The 15,745-nt window shown below is 44.1% G+C and carries 21 protein-coding genes and 1 tRNA gene; 14 read left to right on the top strand and 8 right to left on the bottom strand.

Translation table 11 applies throughout. The features are described 5' to 3' along the window. From AAFP14_RS16655 to cpeB, 5 genes are all read right to left on the bottom strand, one after another. On the bottom strand, positions 1 to 528 hold the full coding sequence (locus AAFP14_RS16655; protein ID WP_341733360.1) for a helix-turn-helix transcriptional regulator: 528 nt from the start codon (positions 526 to 528) through the stop codon (positions 1 to 3). A gap of 2 nt (positions 529 to 530) precedes the next feature. Next, the gene (locus tag AAFP14_RS16650) at positions 531 to 1,235 is read right to left on the bottom strand and encodes a HEAT repeat domain-containing protein (RefSeq protein ID WP_341733359.1); all 705 of its coding nucleotides are present in this window, start codon (positions 1,233 to 1,235) and stop codon (positions 531 to 533) included. A 250-nt stretch (positions 1,236 to 1,485) separates the two neighbouring features. Beyond that, entirely contained in the window at positions 1,486 to 2,772 is a 1,287-nt protein-coding gene (locus tag AAFP14_RS16645; RefSeq protein WP_341733358.1) for a HEAT repeat domain-containing protein, read from the bottom strand. Positions 2,773 to 2,990: 218 nt separating this feature from the next. Continuing rightward, positions 2,991 to 3,485 (bottom strand): globin family protein, encoded by a 495-nt coding sequence (locus tag AAFP14_RS16640; RefSeq protein WP_341733357.1) that lies wholly within the window; start codon positions 3,483 to 3,485, stop codon positions 2,991 to 2,993. Between the two features lie 76 nt (positions 3,486 to 3,561). Next, on the bottom strand, positions 3,562 to 4,116 hold the full coding sequence (gene cpeB / locus AAFP14_RS16635) for a C-phycoerythrin subunit beta (RefSeq protein WP_341733356.1): 555 nt from the start codon (positions 4,114 to 4,116) through the stop codon (positions 3,562 to 3,564). Positions 4,117 to 4,357: 241 nt separating this feature from the next. Here cpeB and AAFP14_RS16630 point away from each other — a divergent pair, with 241 nt between their 5' ends. The 9 genes from AAFP14_RS16630 to AAFP14_RS16590 all read left to right on the top strand — a co-directional run bounded on the left by AAFP14_RS16630 (position 4,358) and on the right by AAFP14_RS16590 (position 10,089). Continuing rightward, positions 4,358 to 5,326, top strand: a complete 969-nt coding sequence (locus AAFP14_RS16630) for a GNAT family N-acetyltransferase (protein WP_341733355.1) — start codon at positions 4,358 to 4,360, stop codon at positions 5,324 to 5,326. A 281-nt stretch (positions 5,327 to 5,607) separates the two neighbouring features. Further along, positions 5,608 to 5,808, top strand: coding sequence for a radical SAM protein (locus AAFP14_RS16625; protein WP_341733354.1), 201 nt, complete (start codon positions 5,608 to 5,610; stop codon positions 5,806 to 5,808). A 121-nt stretch (positions 5,809 to 5,929) separates the two neighbouring features. Then, complete coding sequence (locus AAFP14_RS16620) at positions 5,930 to 6,130, top strand: hypothetical protein (protein WP_340517046.1); 201 nt, start codon at positions 5,930 to 5,932, stop codon at positions 6,128 to 6,130. Positions 6,131 to 6,534: 404 nt separating this feature from the next. Then, on the top strand, positions 6,535 to 6,894 hold the full coding sequence (locus tag AAFP14_RS16615; RefSeq protein WP_341733353.1) for a hypothetical protein: 360 nt from the start codon (positions 6,535 to 6,537) through the stop codon (positions 6,892 to 6,894). 50 nt (positions 6,895 to 6,944) lie between these two features. Continuing rightward, positions 6,945 to 7,013 (top strand) — tRNA-Leu (locus AAFP14_RS16610). Between the two features lie 83 nt (positions 7,014 to 7,096). After that, entirely contained in the window at positions 7,097 to 7,567 is a 471-nt protein-coding gene (locus AAFP14_RS16605; protein WP_341733352.1) for a hypothetical protein, read from the top strand. Between the two features lie 9 nt (positions 7,568 to 7,576). After that, on the top strand, positions 7,577 to 9,016 hold the full coding sequence (locus AAFP14_RS16600) for a hypothetical protein (RefSeq protein WP_341733351.1): 1,440 nt from the start codon (positions 7,577 to 7,579) through the stop codon (positions 9,014 to 9,016). Positions 9,017 to 9,086: 70 nt separating this feature from the next. Continuing rightward, a complete protein-coding gene (locus AAFP14_RS16595; RefSeq protein ID WP_341733350.1) occupies positions 9,087 to 9,404 on the top strand; it encodes a type II toxin-antitoxin system Phd/YefM family antitoxin in 318 nt (105 codons plus the stop codon). 58 nt (positions 9,405 to 9,462) lie between these two features. Further along, on the top strand, positions 9,463 to 10,089 hold the full coding sequence (locus tag AAFP14_RS16590) for a Uma2 family endonuclease (protein ID WP_341733349.1): 627 nt from the start codon (positions 9,463 to 9,465) through the stop codon (positions 10,087 to 10,089). A gap of 86 nt (positions 10,090 to 10,175) precedes the next feature. Here the strand turns inward: AAFP14_RS16590 and AAFP14_RS16585 are convergent, their stop codons facing one another. Further along, entirely contained in the window at positions 10,176 to 10,430 is a 255-nt protein-coding gene (locus AAFP14_RS16585) for a DUF433 domain-containing protein (RefSeq protein WP_341733348.1), read from the bottom strand. Positions 10,431 to 10,707: 277 nt separating this feature from the next. On the opposite strand from AAFP14_RS16585, the gene AAFP14_RS16580 reads away from it, so the two are divergent. Continuing rightward, positions 10,708 to 11,043 carry a hypothetical protein gene (locus AAFP14_RS16580; RefSeq protein ID WP_341733347.1) on the top strand — a complete coding sequence of 112 codons (336 nt, stop codon included), beginning with the start codon at positions 10,708 to 10,710 and terminating at the stop codon, positions 11,041 to 11,043. Positions 11,044 to 11,254: 211 nt separating this feature from the next. Here the strand turns inward: AAFP14_RS16580 and AAFP14_RS16575 are convergent, their stop codons facing one another. Continuing rightward, positions 11,255 to 11,647, bottom strand: coding sequence for a DUF4189 domain-containing protein (locus AAFP14_RS16575; RefSeq protein ID WP_341733346.1), 393 nt, complete (start codon positions 11,645 to 11,647; stop codon positions 11,255 to 11,257). Positions 11,648 to 11,834: 187 nt separating this feature from the next. On the opposite strand from AAFP14_RS16575, the gene AAFP14_RS16570 reads away from it, so the two are divergent. The 4 genes from AAFP14_RS16570 (at position 11,835) to AAFP14_RS16555 (ending at position 15,002) form a co-directional block, all read left to right on the top strand. Continuing rightward, entirely contained in the window at positions 11,835 to 12,662 is an 828-nt protein-coding gene (locus tag AAFP14_RS16570) for a hypothetical protein (protein WP_341733345.1), read from the top strand. Positions 12,663 to 13,152: 490 nt separating this feature from the next. Beyond that, positions 13,153 to 13,791 carry a HesA/MoeB/ThiF family protein gene (locus AAFP14_RS16565; RefSeq protein WP_341733344.1) on the top strand — a complete coding sequence of 213 codons (639 nt, stop codon included), beginning with the start codon at positions 13,153 to 13,155 and terminating at the stop codon, positions 13,789 to 13,791. Between the two features lie 132 nt (positions 13,792 to 13,923). Further along, a complete protein-coding gene (locus tag AAFP14_RS16560; protein ID WP_341733343.1) occupies positions 13,924 to 14,292 on the top strand; it encodes a peptidoglycan-binding domain-containing protein in 369 nt (122 codons plus the stop codon). A gap of 143 nt (positions 14,293 to 14,435) precedes the next feature. Then, positions 14,436 to 15,002: a DUF924 family protein gene (locus AAFP14_RS16555; RefSeq protein ID WP_341733342.1), complete on the top strand. Its 567-nt coding sequence runs from the start codon at positions 14,436 to 14,438 to the stop codon at positions 15,000 to 15,002. Between the two features lie 52 nt (positions 15,003 to 15,054). On the opposite strand, the gene AAFP14_RS16550 is transcribed toward AAFP14_RS16555, so the two are convergent. After that, the gene (locus AAFP14_RS16550) at positions 15,055 to 15,735 is read right to left on the bottom strand and encodes a class I SAM-dependent methyltransferase (protein WP_341733341.1); all 681 of its coding nucleotides are present in this window, start codon (positions 15,733 to 15,735) and stop codon (positions 15,055 to 15,057) included. Positions 15,736 to 15,745: the final 10 nt, after the last annotated feature.

Raw genomic sequence — 15,745 nt, 5'->3', positions numbered from 1 at the left:
CTAAACAGCCAGCGCCTTGATACTTTCCTGGGTATCAGGATGGATCTTTTGCCAACTCCTAGCAATGTTAATATTCATATTGGTTTGAGCAATATCTAACAGCGTATCATCAATTGAGTGCATTCGATTTTCGCGCAACCAAATTAAAATTTCCGCTAAATGCCAGATCGAATGGGCACCTTCATAAACAGGAATCGGAAATTTTGAGTTGCTTTCGAGCGAGAGATTTTTCATGTGCTGTTGAGTGTACCCCAGAATTTTAGCTGCATCTGTCAAACCAACCAAATCTGGTGCTGCTTCAATTAGAGTAACACCTTGAACAACTCTTTTGACATCATGAATCGCCGTAGAAATAGCTTCATAAGCCGATGATGCGTCGCGGATGAAATTCAGTGCGAGATATCCTTTATTTCCAACTCCAATTAAGGCATCGTCACAGCCACCTGCATATAGTTTCTCGATAAAATCGTCAGTATTAGCTAGGGATTTTTCTAGATTAAACTTCACAGTAAAATCATACTCATTCATTACTATTCTGCACGCTTGTAATTCATCACCAAATCCAACCGCGATAAAGAACTTGTCGCTGATTCCCGCACATAAGAATCCACGGCTTCATCATTGGCAAATGTGGTGAGAACTTCTACACAACGTCGATCGCCCACAGAAGCCAGCGCATTCACGATCGCCACCTGTACCGCCACATTATCCGTTGTTTTCAGCGATTCTACCAAAATTTCAAACGCAGAGGAACCCATCTGCCCCAAGGCCATCACGGCTGCAATATGCACCACAGGATTAGCGTCATTAATCGCCGCTTTCAATCCCTGCAAACCGACTTCCGGGAAAGGCAAATCTGGATAGTTAATCGCAATTTGTGCTAGTGCTTTGGCCGCACTCCCTCGCACAGTCACATTTTCACTGTTTAATAATGCGTCAACTACCGATGGTACAGCATCCTCACCGATCGCACCCAACACCTTCACCGCCGCCCGACGATAGACGACATCTTCATCATCTAAAATGCTTACCAGTCGAGGAATTGTATTTTCATCGCGGGAATCGGCTATTTCATACATTGCCCGATCGCGCATATGAGGATTCGGGTGTTTTAGTTTTTCAAACAAAGCATCTGTTGTCATGAATTTTGGTGTTTTTAGGTGTTCTAATTTAAGCTTAATTAAGATATATTCTCTGTAGGGAGACCTTACTGCCGTGCCCGGTAGTAGGGACACTCCAAGAGTTCATAGGTGTCAATTGAACATCAAACCCAGTCACAGAATGCTGTTTGACTGTTAAGCCTAGATCCCCCCTAGCCGAGAGGGCGGGCACGGGGGCACCGCCCCTACAGAAGGGGGGGACAAGAGTCCGATCGAAGTCCCCCTTCTTAAGGGGGATTTAGGGGGATCTAGACTTGGCAGAAAACCCAGATTTATCGAGGGTTTCAGCCTTAAGTTGACACCAATAGGCACTGCGGTGTTCCTATTACAATTCGGATGTTACAGAATTATGAGCATCTATTTTAGCTCGAACCAACCAATCTTGGTCAGTCCCAGCGATCGCATAACCGCTGACATCACCCAGTTTTTCTAGTGCCATTAATGCAGCATACTTCAAATCCCAGATTTTAGTTTCCAGACAAGCTTTCAATTCGGGAATGGCACGTTGTTCTCCCAGTTCCCCCAGGGCGATCGCCGCGGCTGCACGGGATTTCTGAAACTGGGGTTGGGAGTTATTCAAAGCTTCCAATAACAAATCGTAAGCGGCAGAATGTTTTAACCAACCAAACAATTTTACCACATGAAAATGCGCTCCATAGTCATTATTTGCTTCTTCGGCAAAGGTGGCAAACAAAGCTGCTGGTGCTTCCTCTGAGTAATGTTCGAGAATTGTTTTAGCTGCTAAATAGCAACGTCCAAAATCTGTTTCGTATAACTGGCGAATCAAAAACGATAAATCTGGTAAGTTTTCATAACTATGTACTAAATCTAAATCCGCTGGATTATCTCTTAAGGTTTGTTCCAAGTAAGGTTGAATGGTGGCAAAGGTCAGGGATTTGTCAGCAATTCCTGCTGATGCTAACATCCTAATTCCTCTCAACCGAAACACTAAAGATACGGGACATCTGGCAATATTAGGGATGGCATCGTAGTAACGCGCATCTATCAAATCTTGGATGGATAATCTGCGCCCTAGGACATTTTTGTGTTGCAACATGGCAACAACTTTTTCCATTTGAGAAAAGTCTCTGGTTAAGCGACAAATGGCGGCGATCGCAGCACTAGCAGTTGGCGGATCGATATCATCTACAAATCTGCGAATTCTGGCTACTGCTGGCTGATAATCTAGTTTAGTCAGAGTGTGGATAATTACCCGATAGGTTTGTCCCGGTTTATCCAGCAATTGAGCCACTTCTTCTAAAATATCGGCATCTTGAGTGCCAATTTCGCCGATCGCCCAAACGGCATTTTCCACAGTGTAACAGTCATTATCGCTCAAACAGGTGCGAATCACTGGCAATGCTTGCGCAGCTTGCAGTCTTCCCAAAGTTTCTACCGATTTGCGGCGCACAATCCGATTTTCTAACACCGGATCGGTTTGCTGTACTGCTCGCATCAATGCCGCGATCGATCGATCTGTCGAGAAATTGATCAGGTGGGAAGCAGCGATGTAGCGGGAATCTTCTTCGCCAATTTCAGCTTGGGGCGTATCCAAAAGGGCGATCGCCTGGTCTTCTGTTAAATTAAAGAAACTAAAAAAGCGTTTATCCATAAAATTATATTAGAAGGAAGAAGGAAGAAGAACCCCCCCCTGCCCCCCCTTGGGGGGAAAAGAAGGAAGAAATTAGGATATGCCTATTCAAACACAATAACAAGCCCGGGAATTCTTGACTCTTACCTTACCAAAATTGGTAATGCAACGAACCCAGATTTCCCAGACTTGTCGGGGTATAAACTACCCAGTCACGACATTACAAACCTGCTAATTAATTAGGACAGGGAGTTGATGGCGTAGTCAAGAAGAGCATTGTACTCAGTCAAAGCTTGAGCAGACATATCGCGAGGAGCACAACCGCGGTTACGAGCAAAGCTCAATGCTTCAACGTAAGGAGCAGTAGGCAAGCTCAAAGCGCGATAAACTTCGCGTTGACCAGCAATACCCCATTCATCGAGAGGGCCTGTGCCGCCAACAACTAAGCAGTATTGGATCAAGCGCAGGTAGTGCTTGATGTCGCGATGGCATTTTGCTTTGAAAGTATCGGTGGAGTTAGCTTGACCGGCTTCGTTCAAGTAAGGATACTTTTTGATGCAAGCATCATAAGCTTCTTTTGCAACTGCATCCAGGTTGTTGCCGAGCTTTTCAGCAGCTTCTAAACGAGCAGCAGAGCGTTGGATAGAACCTTGGACTGATTCTAAATCTGAGGTGCTAGGGAAGCGGCCTGCTGCATCAGCAGAGGCGATAGCGGTGGTGAGAACTGATTTCATTTCTTAAATCTCCTAAAGTGATTTTGACAGTGAGCGTAGTTTCAATTTTGCTGAGCGAATTGCGATTAGCAATGGACTAGCTCAGTGCAGAAATGATGCGATCGAAGTAGCTGGAAGCTTCGGCAACTAGAGTGGCGCAACGATCTTCAACTACGATTGTTCCCATTTTCCGCAACTTAGCACCAGCAAATTTTTCGCTGGGGTTGTCTTGGATGTGAGCAGCAGAAGCAGCTTTCATGATTTGAACGGCACGCACGGTGGAGGTGGTGGGCACGCCCAAAGCTGCGTAGGTTTCTTTCAAACCATTCAAGCAACGGTCGTCAAGAACTGAAGCATCACCAGCCAACAAAGCGTAGGTGACATAACGCAGGATGATTTCTCCATCACGCAAGCAAGCTGCCATGCGGCGGTTAGGATAGCAGTTACCACCGGCTTGGATCAAGCCTTGGTTTTCGCAGATCATACCGGCAATAGCATCAGAAACTATGCAGCTAGCGTTGCTGGCGATCGCGTTTACTGCATCCAAGCGTCGGTTGCCGCTGGCAACGAAAGCTCTGAGGGCAGCAATATCACTTACGGTGGAGGTGCTGGCATCGGCTGCAACTACAGCTCTTGAAAAAGCGTCAAGCATTGAGTTCTCCTTAACTTAGACGAAAATTTATTTCTTATCTTAGTTGGTCAACTTGGTGACGAACTTGATGGTTTTGAATATATCCCTGGGATGATGTCTCTGTCTCATTCCTGAGAAACAAAGTAACAATTTGTTACTTTTGTCGCCAAAACTACATTTTTTCGTTTAACTGATGTAGTTTCTGGTGGCATCGCTATTGTTCAAACATTCAACCGTCAACAGTCAACCGTCAACTATATATATGTTAAATGTGTCGATCAGACCCTACGTGGATGAAAGTGACCTACCAGCGATCGCCCATTTGATCGATACTTGCGAACAAGTCGATCGCCTCGAAGAAGGTACTTCCATTTCCGAATTGCAACAAAAATTTAATCAACCATCCATTGACAAAAGTCGCGATATCTGCATTTGGGAAGACAGTCAAGGCAAACTCATCGGTTTTGCTCAGTTGTCGATTTCTGGATCTGGGGAGATGATCGACGGTTGGCTGTGGTTTTGCGTTCACCCGATCGCGCGATCGGGCAATATTCAAACCCTAGCAGTGGCTTGGGGAGAAAAGCGGATGCGGGAAGTGCAAACAGAACGAGGTATATCAGTGAAACTGCGATCTTGGGTGCGCGCGGAACATAGCGATCGCATTTCTCTGCTAGCAAATTGCGGTTTCAAGCCCGATCGCCATTTTTGTCGTATGGCGCGATCGATCTCTCAACCAATCCCAGAACCAAAAATCCCCAAAGGCTTCACCCTCAGTCAGTTTCGGGGCGCACAGGATGCGATCGCTTGGGTAGAAATGTTCAACCAATCATTTATCGACCACTGGAACCACCACGATTTAACAGTAGAACAATTCCAATACGATTTAGCCAAACCCAGTTACAGAAAGGATTTAGACTTAATTGCAGTGGCCCTTGACGGCACTTTCGCAGCATTTTGTCACTGTGAAATCAGTATCGAAGAGTGCGATCGCACCGGTCGGAATGAAGGCTGGATCATGTCTCTGGGTACAAGACGTGGCTTCCGTAACCTCGGATTAGGACGAGCAATGTTGCTGGCTGGCTTACACCGGCTAAAAGCTGTCGGTATCGAAACAGCCATTATCGGAGTCGATGCCGATAATCAGTCCGGTGCCCTGGGACTGTACGAATCTGTTGGCTTCCACAATATTCGCAAAACCATAGCCTATGTCAAAGAAGTTCGATCGATATAGTTGGAACTCTACCAACCAGGTTCGATCGACGAAAATACTTCGCTACAGCCACAGATTAGGTGAAAAACCCAGTTTCTTTCGTCGAGCCCCCAATCCTGACAAAAAAACTTTTCCGAACCCCTTGACACCTATGTAGTACGTATGTAGTATATAAATATGGAAAGGGCAGGAAAAGCAAAAACCTGTATTTTCCGTAAAATTCTGAACCTTGAAAACTAAATAACTAATCGAAATTTCAAGGAACATCCAATTGAAAGTCTTATAACAGAGACTAGATTGTCATGTTGTTACTTTACACCACAATTTTCGGTTACAAACTGCCTCCGTCTGAGCCAGAGATTGTACCGAATCAGCCTCAATCCAATGCAGACAAAGCGGATTCAGAGCAGGAAAATTCTGCCAAAACTGAACCTGCAAAACAGACTGAAAAAATCCGCAACATCAAACAAAACTATCACTTAGAACGGCGTTTGTTTCAGTAAAATCCAGCCGTATTTGGGGAAATACAACTGGCAACTTTTAGAGAATAAATGCAAGACTAAAGAGCAGACAGGCTACCAATCCCAAATCCAAAATTTCAAATCGCTCAAGGAGGTATCAGTAATGGTTCACATTCGTTTTGAAGGACGTTCCTATGATGTGGCAGAAAACCAACTGGGTATCGCGACAGGAATGAGCGAACAAGCCATTAAGGAACGTCTGGCCAAGCATTTTGATGTTAAGGGCGATCGCTTCGAGTCTTACGTGCTCGATCGCCGTCCTTCGGGCGATTTAATTGTGCGCCCAGAAGCCGTTTACGGCTAGAAATTCAGCTATCTGAGTTGGCTACCCCCTCGATCGTTAGGCGGTTAAAACCGCCACTATACAAACGAAGTCTGCCTCCGCAGACTAAGAAATAAAGGGGGTATTTAACCAGGATTTCGGCTCGGCTATTAGGCGGCGCACCCCAACTAAAGAAGCTTACAAACTGGTAACGTTCGACTAAACATCGTACAGTAGGTTCGATTCCTACCCTCTCCGCCTCTTGGAGAGGGGTTTTAAAAATAGCTTCTCTGACTTGTGCGCCTCCTCTTCTACCTGAATTTTTTAGATTTAAACAACTGCTACACCGCACCCCAACAGTTGAAGCTTACACACTTTTTGGTTTTCTCAACCAGAGGTAATAGGTTCGACTCCTATCATCCTCATCTTGGGGATGTAGCTCAGCGGTGTTAATTGATGGGGTTCCTTATCGGAAAAATCGTGAATTTTATGATACAGCTCTTCCTCTTGGTTATTGGTACAAGCAATTTTATGTCCATCCTGAGACGGGAATTCTTTGCTTAGCTAAGAGAGTTCGGAAAGTACCTAAAAAGAAGCCCGATGATTTTGTTTTCATAGATGCTTATCATCATTATCAGAAAATAAATGATTTGTGGTATGCGATGGAACTGGCAGATATTGAACCCTTGGGGATAACCAAAAATAAGTCTTCTGTCAACCGGGAGAAGTACGTTGTGGCTAAACGTCAATGCAACAAGAAGCAAATTAAGTTCATTATGGAACGACTAGCTAAAAATAAGGACTGAAGTCCTTACTACCAAAGAATTTTTCACTTCGCGCCCCGATCGGGAAAGTTTACATACTAGCCAAATGGTCAGGCGCTTGACTTAAGATCGAGTAGATACAGGTTCAAATCCTGTGTGTGAATCAACGACTTTTTCAACTCGCGCGAAGTGCTTTTTTTTCTAACTTTTAGATTCAAAAGTGGTGAGAAAGGAGAATTAAATTATGAAAACTACAACTATAATTTACCGATCGCCCTGGGAGATAGACAGCCTGATTCATGCTTTCCAAGAATGCAGTCTACCTCGCCACCAATGGAATCATGCCGCCCATTTAACCGTCGGGCTGTGGTATCTGTTTTACGACTCCGAGCAAGAAGCGATCGATGCAGTGCGGAATGGGATTAAACATTATAACTCGGCTCAGGGAATTGAGACTACAAGAAATAGTGGATATCACGAAACTCTAACGCTGTTTTGGCTGGGAATCATCCGCCGATACCTCGCTCAGGAAAGCCTCCATCGATCGATGGTAAGTCTGGCTAACGGTGCGATCGCCAAATATGCCGATCGTACTTTACCGTTGAGCTACTATACGCGCGATCGGCTGATGTCTTGGGAAGCCCGCAATAATTGGGTTGAACCAGATTTGAAAGCGATCGACTCCGACACAGTTGCAATCGGTACAAAATATTAGGTAAAACCAATGAAAATGAATGCAGCAGAGCGCGATTTACGTTTAGAAATGCTCAACAGTCTGCTCACAACACCTCACCGTCAATTAGAAAAAGTAGCAGAAATTCACAAACTAATTGTGGAATTAGACCCGATTTTTTACGGTCATTTAGCAGTGTGGTATCAGCATCAAGGCGACGTCCGCGACCACAAGGAAGTTTTTGTCGGAAACTTGCTAACTTCTGCACTAACAGAACACCGAGATGCTGGTTTTATGATGTTGCAACAGTTTCCTCCCTACGAGGTTTCGCGGATTGTGGACTTCATGAAGCAGCACCAAAATAAAGTGCCTCGGAGTGCGCGCACTGCTGTGACTCGCTATCTGAAATCGCGGGAAAAGAATCCGCAGTTTTTCGATCGCGCCGCCCTCCGCAGTCGCAAAGCGATGAAGCACTTGTACGCGACTTTACACGTCAAACCGAGCGATCGCGCGTCGGCGATTCTGTTCCAAAACAATCCACCAGAAGACTCTCTAGCCTTCGTTTTAAAGCGGTTAGCTAAGGCTGCAACAGCAGCGGAACAAGCGAATTTGATTGTTGAGTACAAGATTCCGTATACGATCGCCATTGGTGCAATCCAACAGCTAACACCAATGGTTTTGGCTGCGTTGATTAACTCGATGTCGCCCCAGGAAGTCATCAACAACCTGAAATCGATTCAGTCTCGCGGCGCGATGGATCACCCGGAAGTCAAGCTGTTGATTGATGCCAAGTTGGGTGAAGCAGCCAAGAGTTCGCGCGTTTCTGCTTACAAAGCCAGTGTCGCAACTGATAGCGCCAACTTTGACGCAGCAACGGTGGCGAAGTTGGAAGCAGTTACCAACGAACAGGTGAAAAAGCGCGGCAAAATTGCCAAAGCCACGGGTTTGTTGATTGACAAGTCGGGAAGCATGGAAAGTGCGATCGAAGTCGGCAAACGTCTCGCTGCTTTAATATCGGGCATTTCCGAGGCTGCACTGTTCGTCTACGCCTTTGACACCATGCCCTACCCAGTGCAAGCAAACGGTAGCGAATTGACAGATTGGGAACGCGCATTCAAACACATTCGCGCTGGCGGTGGCACCAGTTGCGGTTGCGCGGTGGAAGCAATGCGGATTAAAAAGCAAGTAGTTGAGCAATTCATCATAGTCACAGATGAAGGCGAAAATGCTGCACCTTATTTCGCTGATGCTTATCAAAATTACTGCCGCAGTTTGGGGGTAATTCCTGATGTGGTAATCGTGCGAGTTGGCGCTTGGTGCAATTATGTTGAGAAGCAATTGAAGGACAAACAAGTAGCGGTAGAAACCTTTACGTTTGCTGGAGATTACTACTCGCTGCCGAATTTAGTGCCGATGTTGAGTCGTCCTTCGCGGCTGGAATTGTTGATGGAAATTCTGGATACAAAGCTGCCAGTCAGGGATGATAAGTGATATAATTGGGCATGGGTCGTCAGTTAAGCTGGCGGGCTATCCTCGCAAATTTAGTGGGAGTTAGAATTGTATGTCAACTGAGATTACATACACTGACGCTGAAGCAAATTTAGAAAATCTCTGCGATCGCACTGTTGAAACAGGGGAAGTAATAATTATTACTAGACCTAACGGTAAAAATGCGGTTTTGATTTCTGAGGCAGAATTAGAAAGTTTGCTAGAAACCCTTTATTTGCTGAGGTCGCCTGCCAATGCAACTCGTTTGTTGACAGCATTAAAGAGAGCTAAAGCAAGAGTTATTCAACCTCAGACACTCGATGAAATTTGCAAAAGATTTGGGCTTGATGAAGATGATGATACTGAAAATGAGGTAGCGATTGCCAGTTAAATCCTTGATGACAAAATCACAATCTTCTACTATACTCTAAATTTGGGAGGAGCAGTTGGTGACTTCAATATTAATCAAAGATTTAGCAACCGAATTAGAGCTTTTCACCGAAGATCCAGTGGAAAGATTTATTACCAGTGGGGTAAGTTGGGAACAGTATGAACAATTACTGACTCAACTCGGAGATAGTCCTTGGTATCGGGTTACTTATTTAGATGAAGTGCTGGAAATTATGGCCCCAAGTCGCCGTCACGATCGAGATAAAACCAATATTGGGATGCTGCTAGAAGCGTATTTTCAAGAAACACGGACTCGGTTTTGGGGATTAGGTTCAACTACCTTTCGGATTCAAGCAAAAAAGGGCGGTACAGAACCGGATGAGTGCTATTGTATCGGTACAGAGAAAGAGTTTCCTGATTTGGCGATCGAGGTTGTACTCAGCAGCGGTGGTGTAGATAAGTTAGCAGTTTACAAAAAGCTCGGAATTAAAGAGGTTTGGTTCTGGAAAAATCGTCGCTTTGAGGTTTATCATCTTCGAGGAGATGAATATGAAAAAATCCACCAAAGTGAATTGTTGCCTGGTTTAGATTTAGAACTTCTAGCATATTATGTGGAGCAACCAGATCCGCTGGAGGCGGTGTTGGAGTTTCGGGAAAGAGTTAGAGAAAGTTTAGGTAGAAATTGAAAACTGCTAGAGATGTACTTTACTCCCAAACATCTCCGTCAATATCCTCAAGTAAGAATCTTTTCCCTATTTTTCGCTATTTTCAATTATTCTCTTGTTCTCTCGATCATTTCTAGTAACTCAGGATTTGCTATAGATGATACTAACTTTGAATCAGCAGTAGCCAGAACTGCACACAACTTAGAGGAAGTAAGTGCAGGATATTTTTCTAACACCTGTTGTTCCGTCCATCCCGCAGCAAACAGCCCTAGCAGAAATTCTACAGACAACCCAGTTGCTCGAACAGCAGGTTGAGCTGGTACTTTTTTAGTGCCGAAATTAATTTGCTTTCGCCAGTCCATTTTTTTGCTTAAACGATTGGGGAATATGCAGCCAATTATACCGTATTTTGTCGCGAGATCTACCAGGGTATGTCTCAGGAAGCCGATAAATTAAGACTAGGGGCGATTTCCCTATTTGGTAATTAATTTTTTATACCGATCGCACTCGGTCAATTTCTTATACAGTAGAGTAAGGAGCAGCGAGTGCGATCGCCTTTTTTGCTTTTGTCGGTTTAGTGAGTAAAAATGCCGATCGCCCTCGATCTTAACACACAGTACAACTACTTGAGCTTGCACTATGACAAAAAAGTCTAAGGTCAAAAAATCCTGTTTGCTCTCCCAACGACTGCAAGAAGCTCTCGATCGAGGCAGTAAAGTTTGGATGAAAACAAATAATAGCAGTTTCGGCGGCATCCCGATTAATTTATCCAGGGAGTTTGCTGAAATTCTGGTAATTGTTCCCCCTAGCGAACACGGGGAAAATAACGATTCTTATGGACAAGTCACTTGGCTGATTCGACTTTCCGACATTATTGCAGTCGCTTATCCAACTGAATATTGGTCTAAAGATAGATTAGAAAGTTTGCTAAAACCCGATGTAGTTACTTCTGAAACGGGAGATTATCCGGGATAAGGTGCCAATAGCGCACCTACCTTTAAAGATGCAATCACAAGTCATAAAAGATAAAAAAGAGTGAATTTTACATTTTCTAAAAATTCACTCTTTTTTAAACACTTTTATGGAACCAATAGTAAACCGAGCGTTAGATTCTTGACTATTGCATCCGCAGGATTTAACGGCACAGAACGCTCTTGAAACAGAGTCCGAGAATCGAGAAGTTTAATTATTTATTGCAAACAGAAAGCTGCACTTTACAACTGCCTCCTGGTAATTCGCTGCAAGCCGCCAAAGCTTGAGCTTCTGCTGATGCTTTATCGTCGCCCCAACCGGCACCAGCTCCTCCTTTCCCAACGACAATAGCTCCACAGTTATTAGTGTTGGATGTCAGCGGTTCGCAATCGTTCGCCCCTCCACTATGCTGATTGCAGGCGGCTACTGCTGCATCTAATGCTTCTTCTTCTGTAGCATGATCCCAACTGATACCAGTGGCATCAGAAGTAGCAGAATAAGCAGTAGCTCCGTGTTTATCCTGAGCTTGAGCTGTCTGAGCACATAACAGAAGTGGCAGTGTCAAAACAGTCGCTAAAACACACTTAGAAAATAGCTGTTGAAACATATTTAGTGGCTGCCTTTACAGAGCTATATTTTTGTACTTAACCAATATTAAATCAGCCTCGCGAGGGATGTCAACATCCCCATAGTAATCTCCCAAAAACCTTGTATTAAAGAGGCTGTCGGGCTTGTGACACGAGAATTAAGCCAGAAGTTTCATATCAAATCCCAAATCTCAACTCTAAAATCCGATGACTGATATCCGCCAAATCCTCAACCAACTTGCCGCCCAAGAAGGAAAGCTCCTAGATACCCAATTCCTCGCACCTTGCGTGGGAGGGGGAAAGGTGCGGACAAGGATAGATGGAATGATTTACAGGTTTAAACCGCAGCCTCGCAACTTTGAAGGCTGGGGTATTTTTCAACCAATAAATGAGAAAAATGCTGCCGTAGTTGCAGATCCAGATTTGGCACAAGTGGCAGAGTATTTACAACTGCTTGTGCCAGTTCGTTTGCAATTAGCTCATGTACTAAGAGGGCAAACTTGGCTGGCTTATCCGGTTAATGAATCTGATGTAAAACAGCGTACTGGTTTTGTTAAACCTGTAGCCGTACATCTCGTAACAGAAGGCTCGCAGTTTGAGCCGATAGTTGCTAGATGGGATGGTCATTTTTGGTGGTTTGAGGAAATAGATCGACGGGCAGATCCTCTACCTGCTGAAGAATTAAGGGCTGCTTTAGAAACCTTGAATTTGCCTCAAGAAATACGTTTTAAAGGCATGACACCAGAAATGGCAACTGTTTATGAATTAGTGATACAAAATATCAAAGATTCTGACCCTAAATTTAGGGATGAACAGCGCTTGCAGCGGGCTTTGCACATGGGGGGAGGAGAATTACAAGGTTTTTGCGATCGCGATGACTATTGGCTGGTGGAATGGACTAGCCGCACTGGTGAAAGACATTCTTCGGCTATTGCTAAGCATGATTTGACTGTGATGAGTGCTGGCATTTGTCTGAGTGGATTAGACAGAAACTTCGATTTACAGTCTTTAGTTGGTGTAGTTGAGGATAGATAATTTTGTTATTGGTTATGGGTTATTGGTTATGGGTTATTTGTTATTGGTTATTTGTGTTAATTCCAATGCCCAATGCCCAATCCCCAATCCCCAATTCCCCCCTTGGGGGGGTAGGGGGGTTCCCCAATACCCATTAGTGTCAACTTAAGGCTGAAATCCTTGAGAAATCTGGGTTTTATGCCAAGTCTAGATCCCCCTAAATCCCCCTTAAGAAGGAGGACTTTGAGTAAGTTCTTGTCCCCCCCCTTCTGTAGGGGCGGTGCCCCCGTGCCCGCCCTCTCGGCTAGGGGGGATCTAGGGTTAATAGTCTTGCTAGCAGTCTGTGACTGGGTTTTACCCTGAGTTGACACCAATGCCCAATACCCAATGCCAAATGCCAAATGCCCAATCCCCAATTCCCACCTTGGGGGGGGTAGGGGGGGTTCCCAATCCCCAATTCCCAATCCCCAATTCCCAATTCCCAATCCCCAATTCCCAATTCCCAATTACTATGAGTATTTTTTTTCACGAACAATTGTACAGAACATCATCAGTGATGTCCATGGTTAAAAATTTCCCTATTACCGTGTGCGGTGCCGGTGCTTTGGGTGCTAATATTACAGAAAATTTGGCGCGATCGGGATTTGGTCAATTAACAGTAGTCGATCGCGATCGCATCGAAGAACGCAATTTGTCCACTCAACCCTATTATCGATCGGATATCGGCGCCTTCAAAGCCAAAATTCTCGCCCACAATCTTTACCGCGCTTTGGGAGTCAAAATAGAGGCGCACTCAAAAGAATTGACATCCACCAATGTCGATCGACTACTTGCCAACAGCGCCGCGATCGTTGATACTTTTGATAACAGTGTAGGAAGACAAGCACTCAAGGATTACTGTGCAAGTGTCTCCGTTCCTTGCCTCCATGTCGGATTAGCCACCGATTACTCCGAAATAATTTGGAACCAACACTATCGCGTTCCCTCATCGGCAAATGATGACGTTTGCGATTACCCGTTGTCGAGAAACTTAGTGATGTTGACAGTTGCTGTTGCTTGCGAAGTAATGGTGGCATTTGTCGCTACCAAGGAGCAACAAAATTTAACTTGCACGATCGAAGATTTTGCCGTAAGACCACTTATATTGTAGAATGTCTAGTGGCCATTGCCAGAAACCCGATCGCTTGAGCTGAGATACCTCTCTCCCAGAAATCCGGTTTATAACTCTCAAAGGCGATCGTCAAACACGCAAAATAAGCTTAATAAAATTAACAGGGAAACTATGGTTGGACAACAAACATTTTCTATTTTACTAGCAGTTCTAGCCCTATTAGTTTTGACTGGTGTCGGTGGAGCAAATTATGCTTCGAGCGGCGACGAAGTTTGCCGCACAAATGATTGCCACGAACCCCAAAGAAAATCCCATAAACCGCACAAAAGGATTTTAAAACACGGATCGAGAGGAGAAGATGTCAGAAAGCTGCAAAAATTATTAAACGCGCGAGGTTTGTGTCCACAGCCGATCGTAATTGATGGTATATTCGGCCCAACAACTCTCACAGCAGTGAAAAAATTTCAGCGACAAGCTAACCTTCCGGTGGATGGAATTGTCGGGGGAGAAACTTGGGACAGACTATTTGCTAGTTTGTAAATTCAAGCACCGTGCAACACAAGATCTTAAGTCTGTTTTGCTAATCATTAATTCCTTCGGTTTGTAGTTGTGCAAATAGTGGATTTTGTGCAACTACAAATCCCAAAAATACAGTCAATAATCAATCGGAGAACAAACCCCCGATGAATGAAGTTTTAGATTTTTGGTTTGGTGGAGCGAACTCCCCTGAGTTTGGCAAAGCCCGGAAAAATTGGTTTGAAAAAGATTTAAGATTTGATGCAAAAGTGCGATCGGGCTTTTTGCCACAATACGAATCCGCCGCCTCCGGTAAACTCGACCACTGGCAAGATTGGGCCCAAAGTTGCCTAGCACTAATTATACTACTAGATCAATTTCCGCGCAATATGTTTCGCGGAACGCCACAAGCCTTTAATACAGATAGCAAAGCTTTAATCGCTGCCGAACACGCAATTAAAAACCAATTCGATCGCGAATTAGTGACAGTACAAAAATGGTTTATTTATCTACCTTTTGAACACAGCGAAAACTTAGAACACCAGCAAAAATCTGTGGAACTATTTCGTCAACTCAGCGGCGAACCTAACAGCGATTTAGTCATAGAATTTGCGCTCAAGCATTGGGAAATAATCAATCGCTTTGGGAGATTTCCCCACCGCAATCAGATTCTTGGGCGCGAGACAACTCCCGAAGAAGCTGAGTTTCTCAAACAACCAGGTTCGGGATTTTAGAGTGTAGTTTATTTCTTGGTCTTTCTCTGCTAAGACTGCGTTTGCGCCAATTTCAAAGGCAGCTCGATCTTTTCGATGCTTTGACAAACATTTGTCCTCCCAAAAACTGCCATAAAAAAGGTAGTTTCAAGTAAATCTTTAACAGCAGTGGCGAGGCTGGTCTACCTTTTGTAGAAAATGGCAAAAATCTCGGTATCATCAGATCAATTTGAAAACCCACAGTTTGTAAAAGCTCTTGCAGCGATAAGTGGGTAATCGGTAATTGATGGTCAATAAAATCGTAGTATTCCCTGTAAGAATATTTGAAATTTGGCTGAATAACCAACAGAGAACCGTTCGACTTGAGAGAATCAAAGCAGAATGAAATAATTTGGACTAATTCTTCTTTATTATTCAAATGTTCAAAAAAATTAGAGATAAAAATGCGGTCAAACTGTTCGGAAAACAAAGGGCGATCGCCCAAACTTAAAACATCAATATTCAGCACTTCAATATCAGGATTAGCAAATATTTTTGAATCAGGATTGAGGTCAATTAAGCATTTTTTATCTGCCCTAATCTGATTTATAAACTCGCAGTAACCCCCACCAATATCTAAAATTGATGATTGGGAGGGAACATAATTTTGTAAAAAATCGTCAATCAATACTTTCCAAAGCAATACCTTAGCTTCCATCTGTCTGGAATCAAATCGATTAGCGTACAATTTTTTGAGATATCCGTCAGCTTTCATAGTAAGATAG

Origin of the sequence: Microcoleus sp. EPA2, assembly GCA_020882975.1 — a bacterium.
Classification (GTDB): Bacteria; Cyanobacteriota; Cyanobacteriia; order Cyanobacteriales; family Microcoleaceae; genus Microcoleus.
Note: the sequence above shows the minus strand (reverse complement) of the source record. Positions and strands in the feature narration are given on the sequence as shown.

What these genes read in the sequence shown, in the direction of transcription:
- AAFP14_RS16655 (WP_341733360.1), bottom strand. Translation starts at nt 528, where the DNA reads ATGAATGAGTATGATTTTACTGTGAAGTTTAATCTAGAAAAATCCCTA.
- AAFP14_RS16645 (WP_341733358.1), bottom strand. Translation starts at nt 2,772, where the DNA reads ATGGATAAACGCTTTTTTAGTTTCTTTAATTTAACAGAAGACCAGGCG.
- AAFP14_RS16640 (WP_341733357.1), bottom strand. Translation starts at nt 3,485, where the DNA reads ATGAAATCAGTTCTCACCACCGCTATCGCCTCTGCTGATGCAGCAGGC.
- cpeB (WP_341733356.1), bottom strand. Translation starts at nt 4,116, where the DNA reads ATGCTTGACGCTTTTTCAAGAGCTGTAGTTGCAGCCGATGCCAGCACC.
- AAFP14_RS16630 (WP_341733355.1), top strand. Translation starts at nt 4,358, where the DNA reads ATGTTAAATGTGTCGATCAGACCCTACGTGGATGAAAGTGACCTACCA.
- AAFP14_RS16625 (WP_341733354.1), top strand. Translation starts at nt 5,608, where the DNA reads ATGTTGTTACTTTACACCACAATTTTCGGTTACAAACTGCCTCCGTCT.
- AAFP14_RS16620 (WP_340517046.1), top strand. Translation starts at nt 5,930, where the DNA reads ATGGTTCACATTCGTTTTGAAGGACGTTCCTATGATGTGGCAGAAAAC.
- AAFP14_RS16605 (WP_341733352.1), top strand. Translation starts at nt 7,097, where the DNA reads ATGAAAACTACAACTATAATTTACCGATCGCCCTGGGAGATAGACAGC.
- AAFP14_RS16600 (WP_341733351.1), top strand. Translation starts at nt 7,577, where the DNA reads ATGAAAATGAATGCAGCAGAGCGCGATTTACGTTTAGAAATGCTCAAC.
- AAFP14_RS16595 (WP_341733350.1), top strand. Translation starts at nt 9,087, where the DNA reads ATGTCAACTGAGATTACATACACTGACGCTGAAGCAAATTTAGAAAAT.
- AAFP14_RS16585 (WP_341733348.1), bottom strand. Translation starts at nt 10,430, where the DNA reads ATGGACTGGCGAAAGCAAATTAATTTCGGCACTAAAAAAGTACCAGCT.
- AAFP14_RS16580 (WP_341733347.1), top strand. Translation starts at nt 10,708, where the DNA reads ATGACAAAAAAGTCTAAGGTCAAAAAATCCTGTTTGCTCTCCCAACGA.
- AAFP14_RS16575 (WP_341733346.1), bottom strand. Translation starts at nt 11,647, where the DNA reads ATGTTTCAACAGCTATTTTCTAAGTGTGTTTTAGCGACTGTTTTGACA.
- AAFP14_RS16570 (WP_341733345.1), top strand. Translation starts at nt 11,835, where the DNA reads ATGACTGATATCCGCCAAATCCTCAACCAACTTGCCGCCCAAGAAGGA.
- AAFP14_RS16565 (WP_341733344.1), top strand. Translation starts at nt 13,153, where the DNA reads ATGAGTATTTTTTTTCACGAACAATTGTACAGAACATCATCAGTGATG.
- AAFP14_RS16560 (WP_341733343.1), top strand. Translation starts at nt 13,924, where the DNA reads ATGGTTGGACAACAAACATTTTCTATTTTACTAGCAGTTCTAGCCCTA.
- AAFP14_RS16555 (WP_341733342.1), top strand. Translation starts at nt 14,436, where the DNA reads ATGAATGAAGTTTTAGATTTTTGGTTTGGTGGAGCGAACTCCCCTGAG.
- AAFP14_RS16550 (WP_341733341.1), bottom strand. Translation starts at nt 15,735, where the DNA reads ATGAAAGCTGACGGATATCTCAAAAAATTGTACGCTAATCGATTTGAT.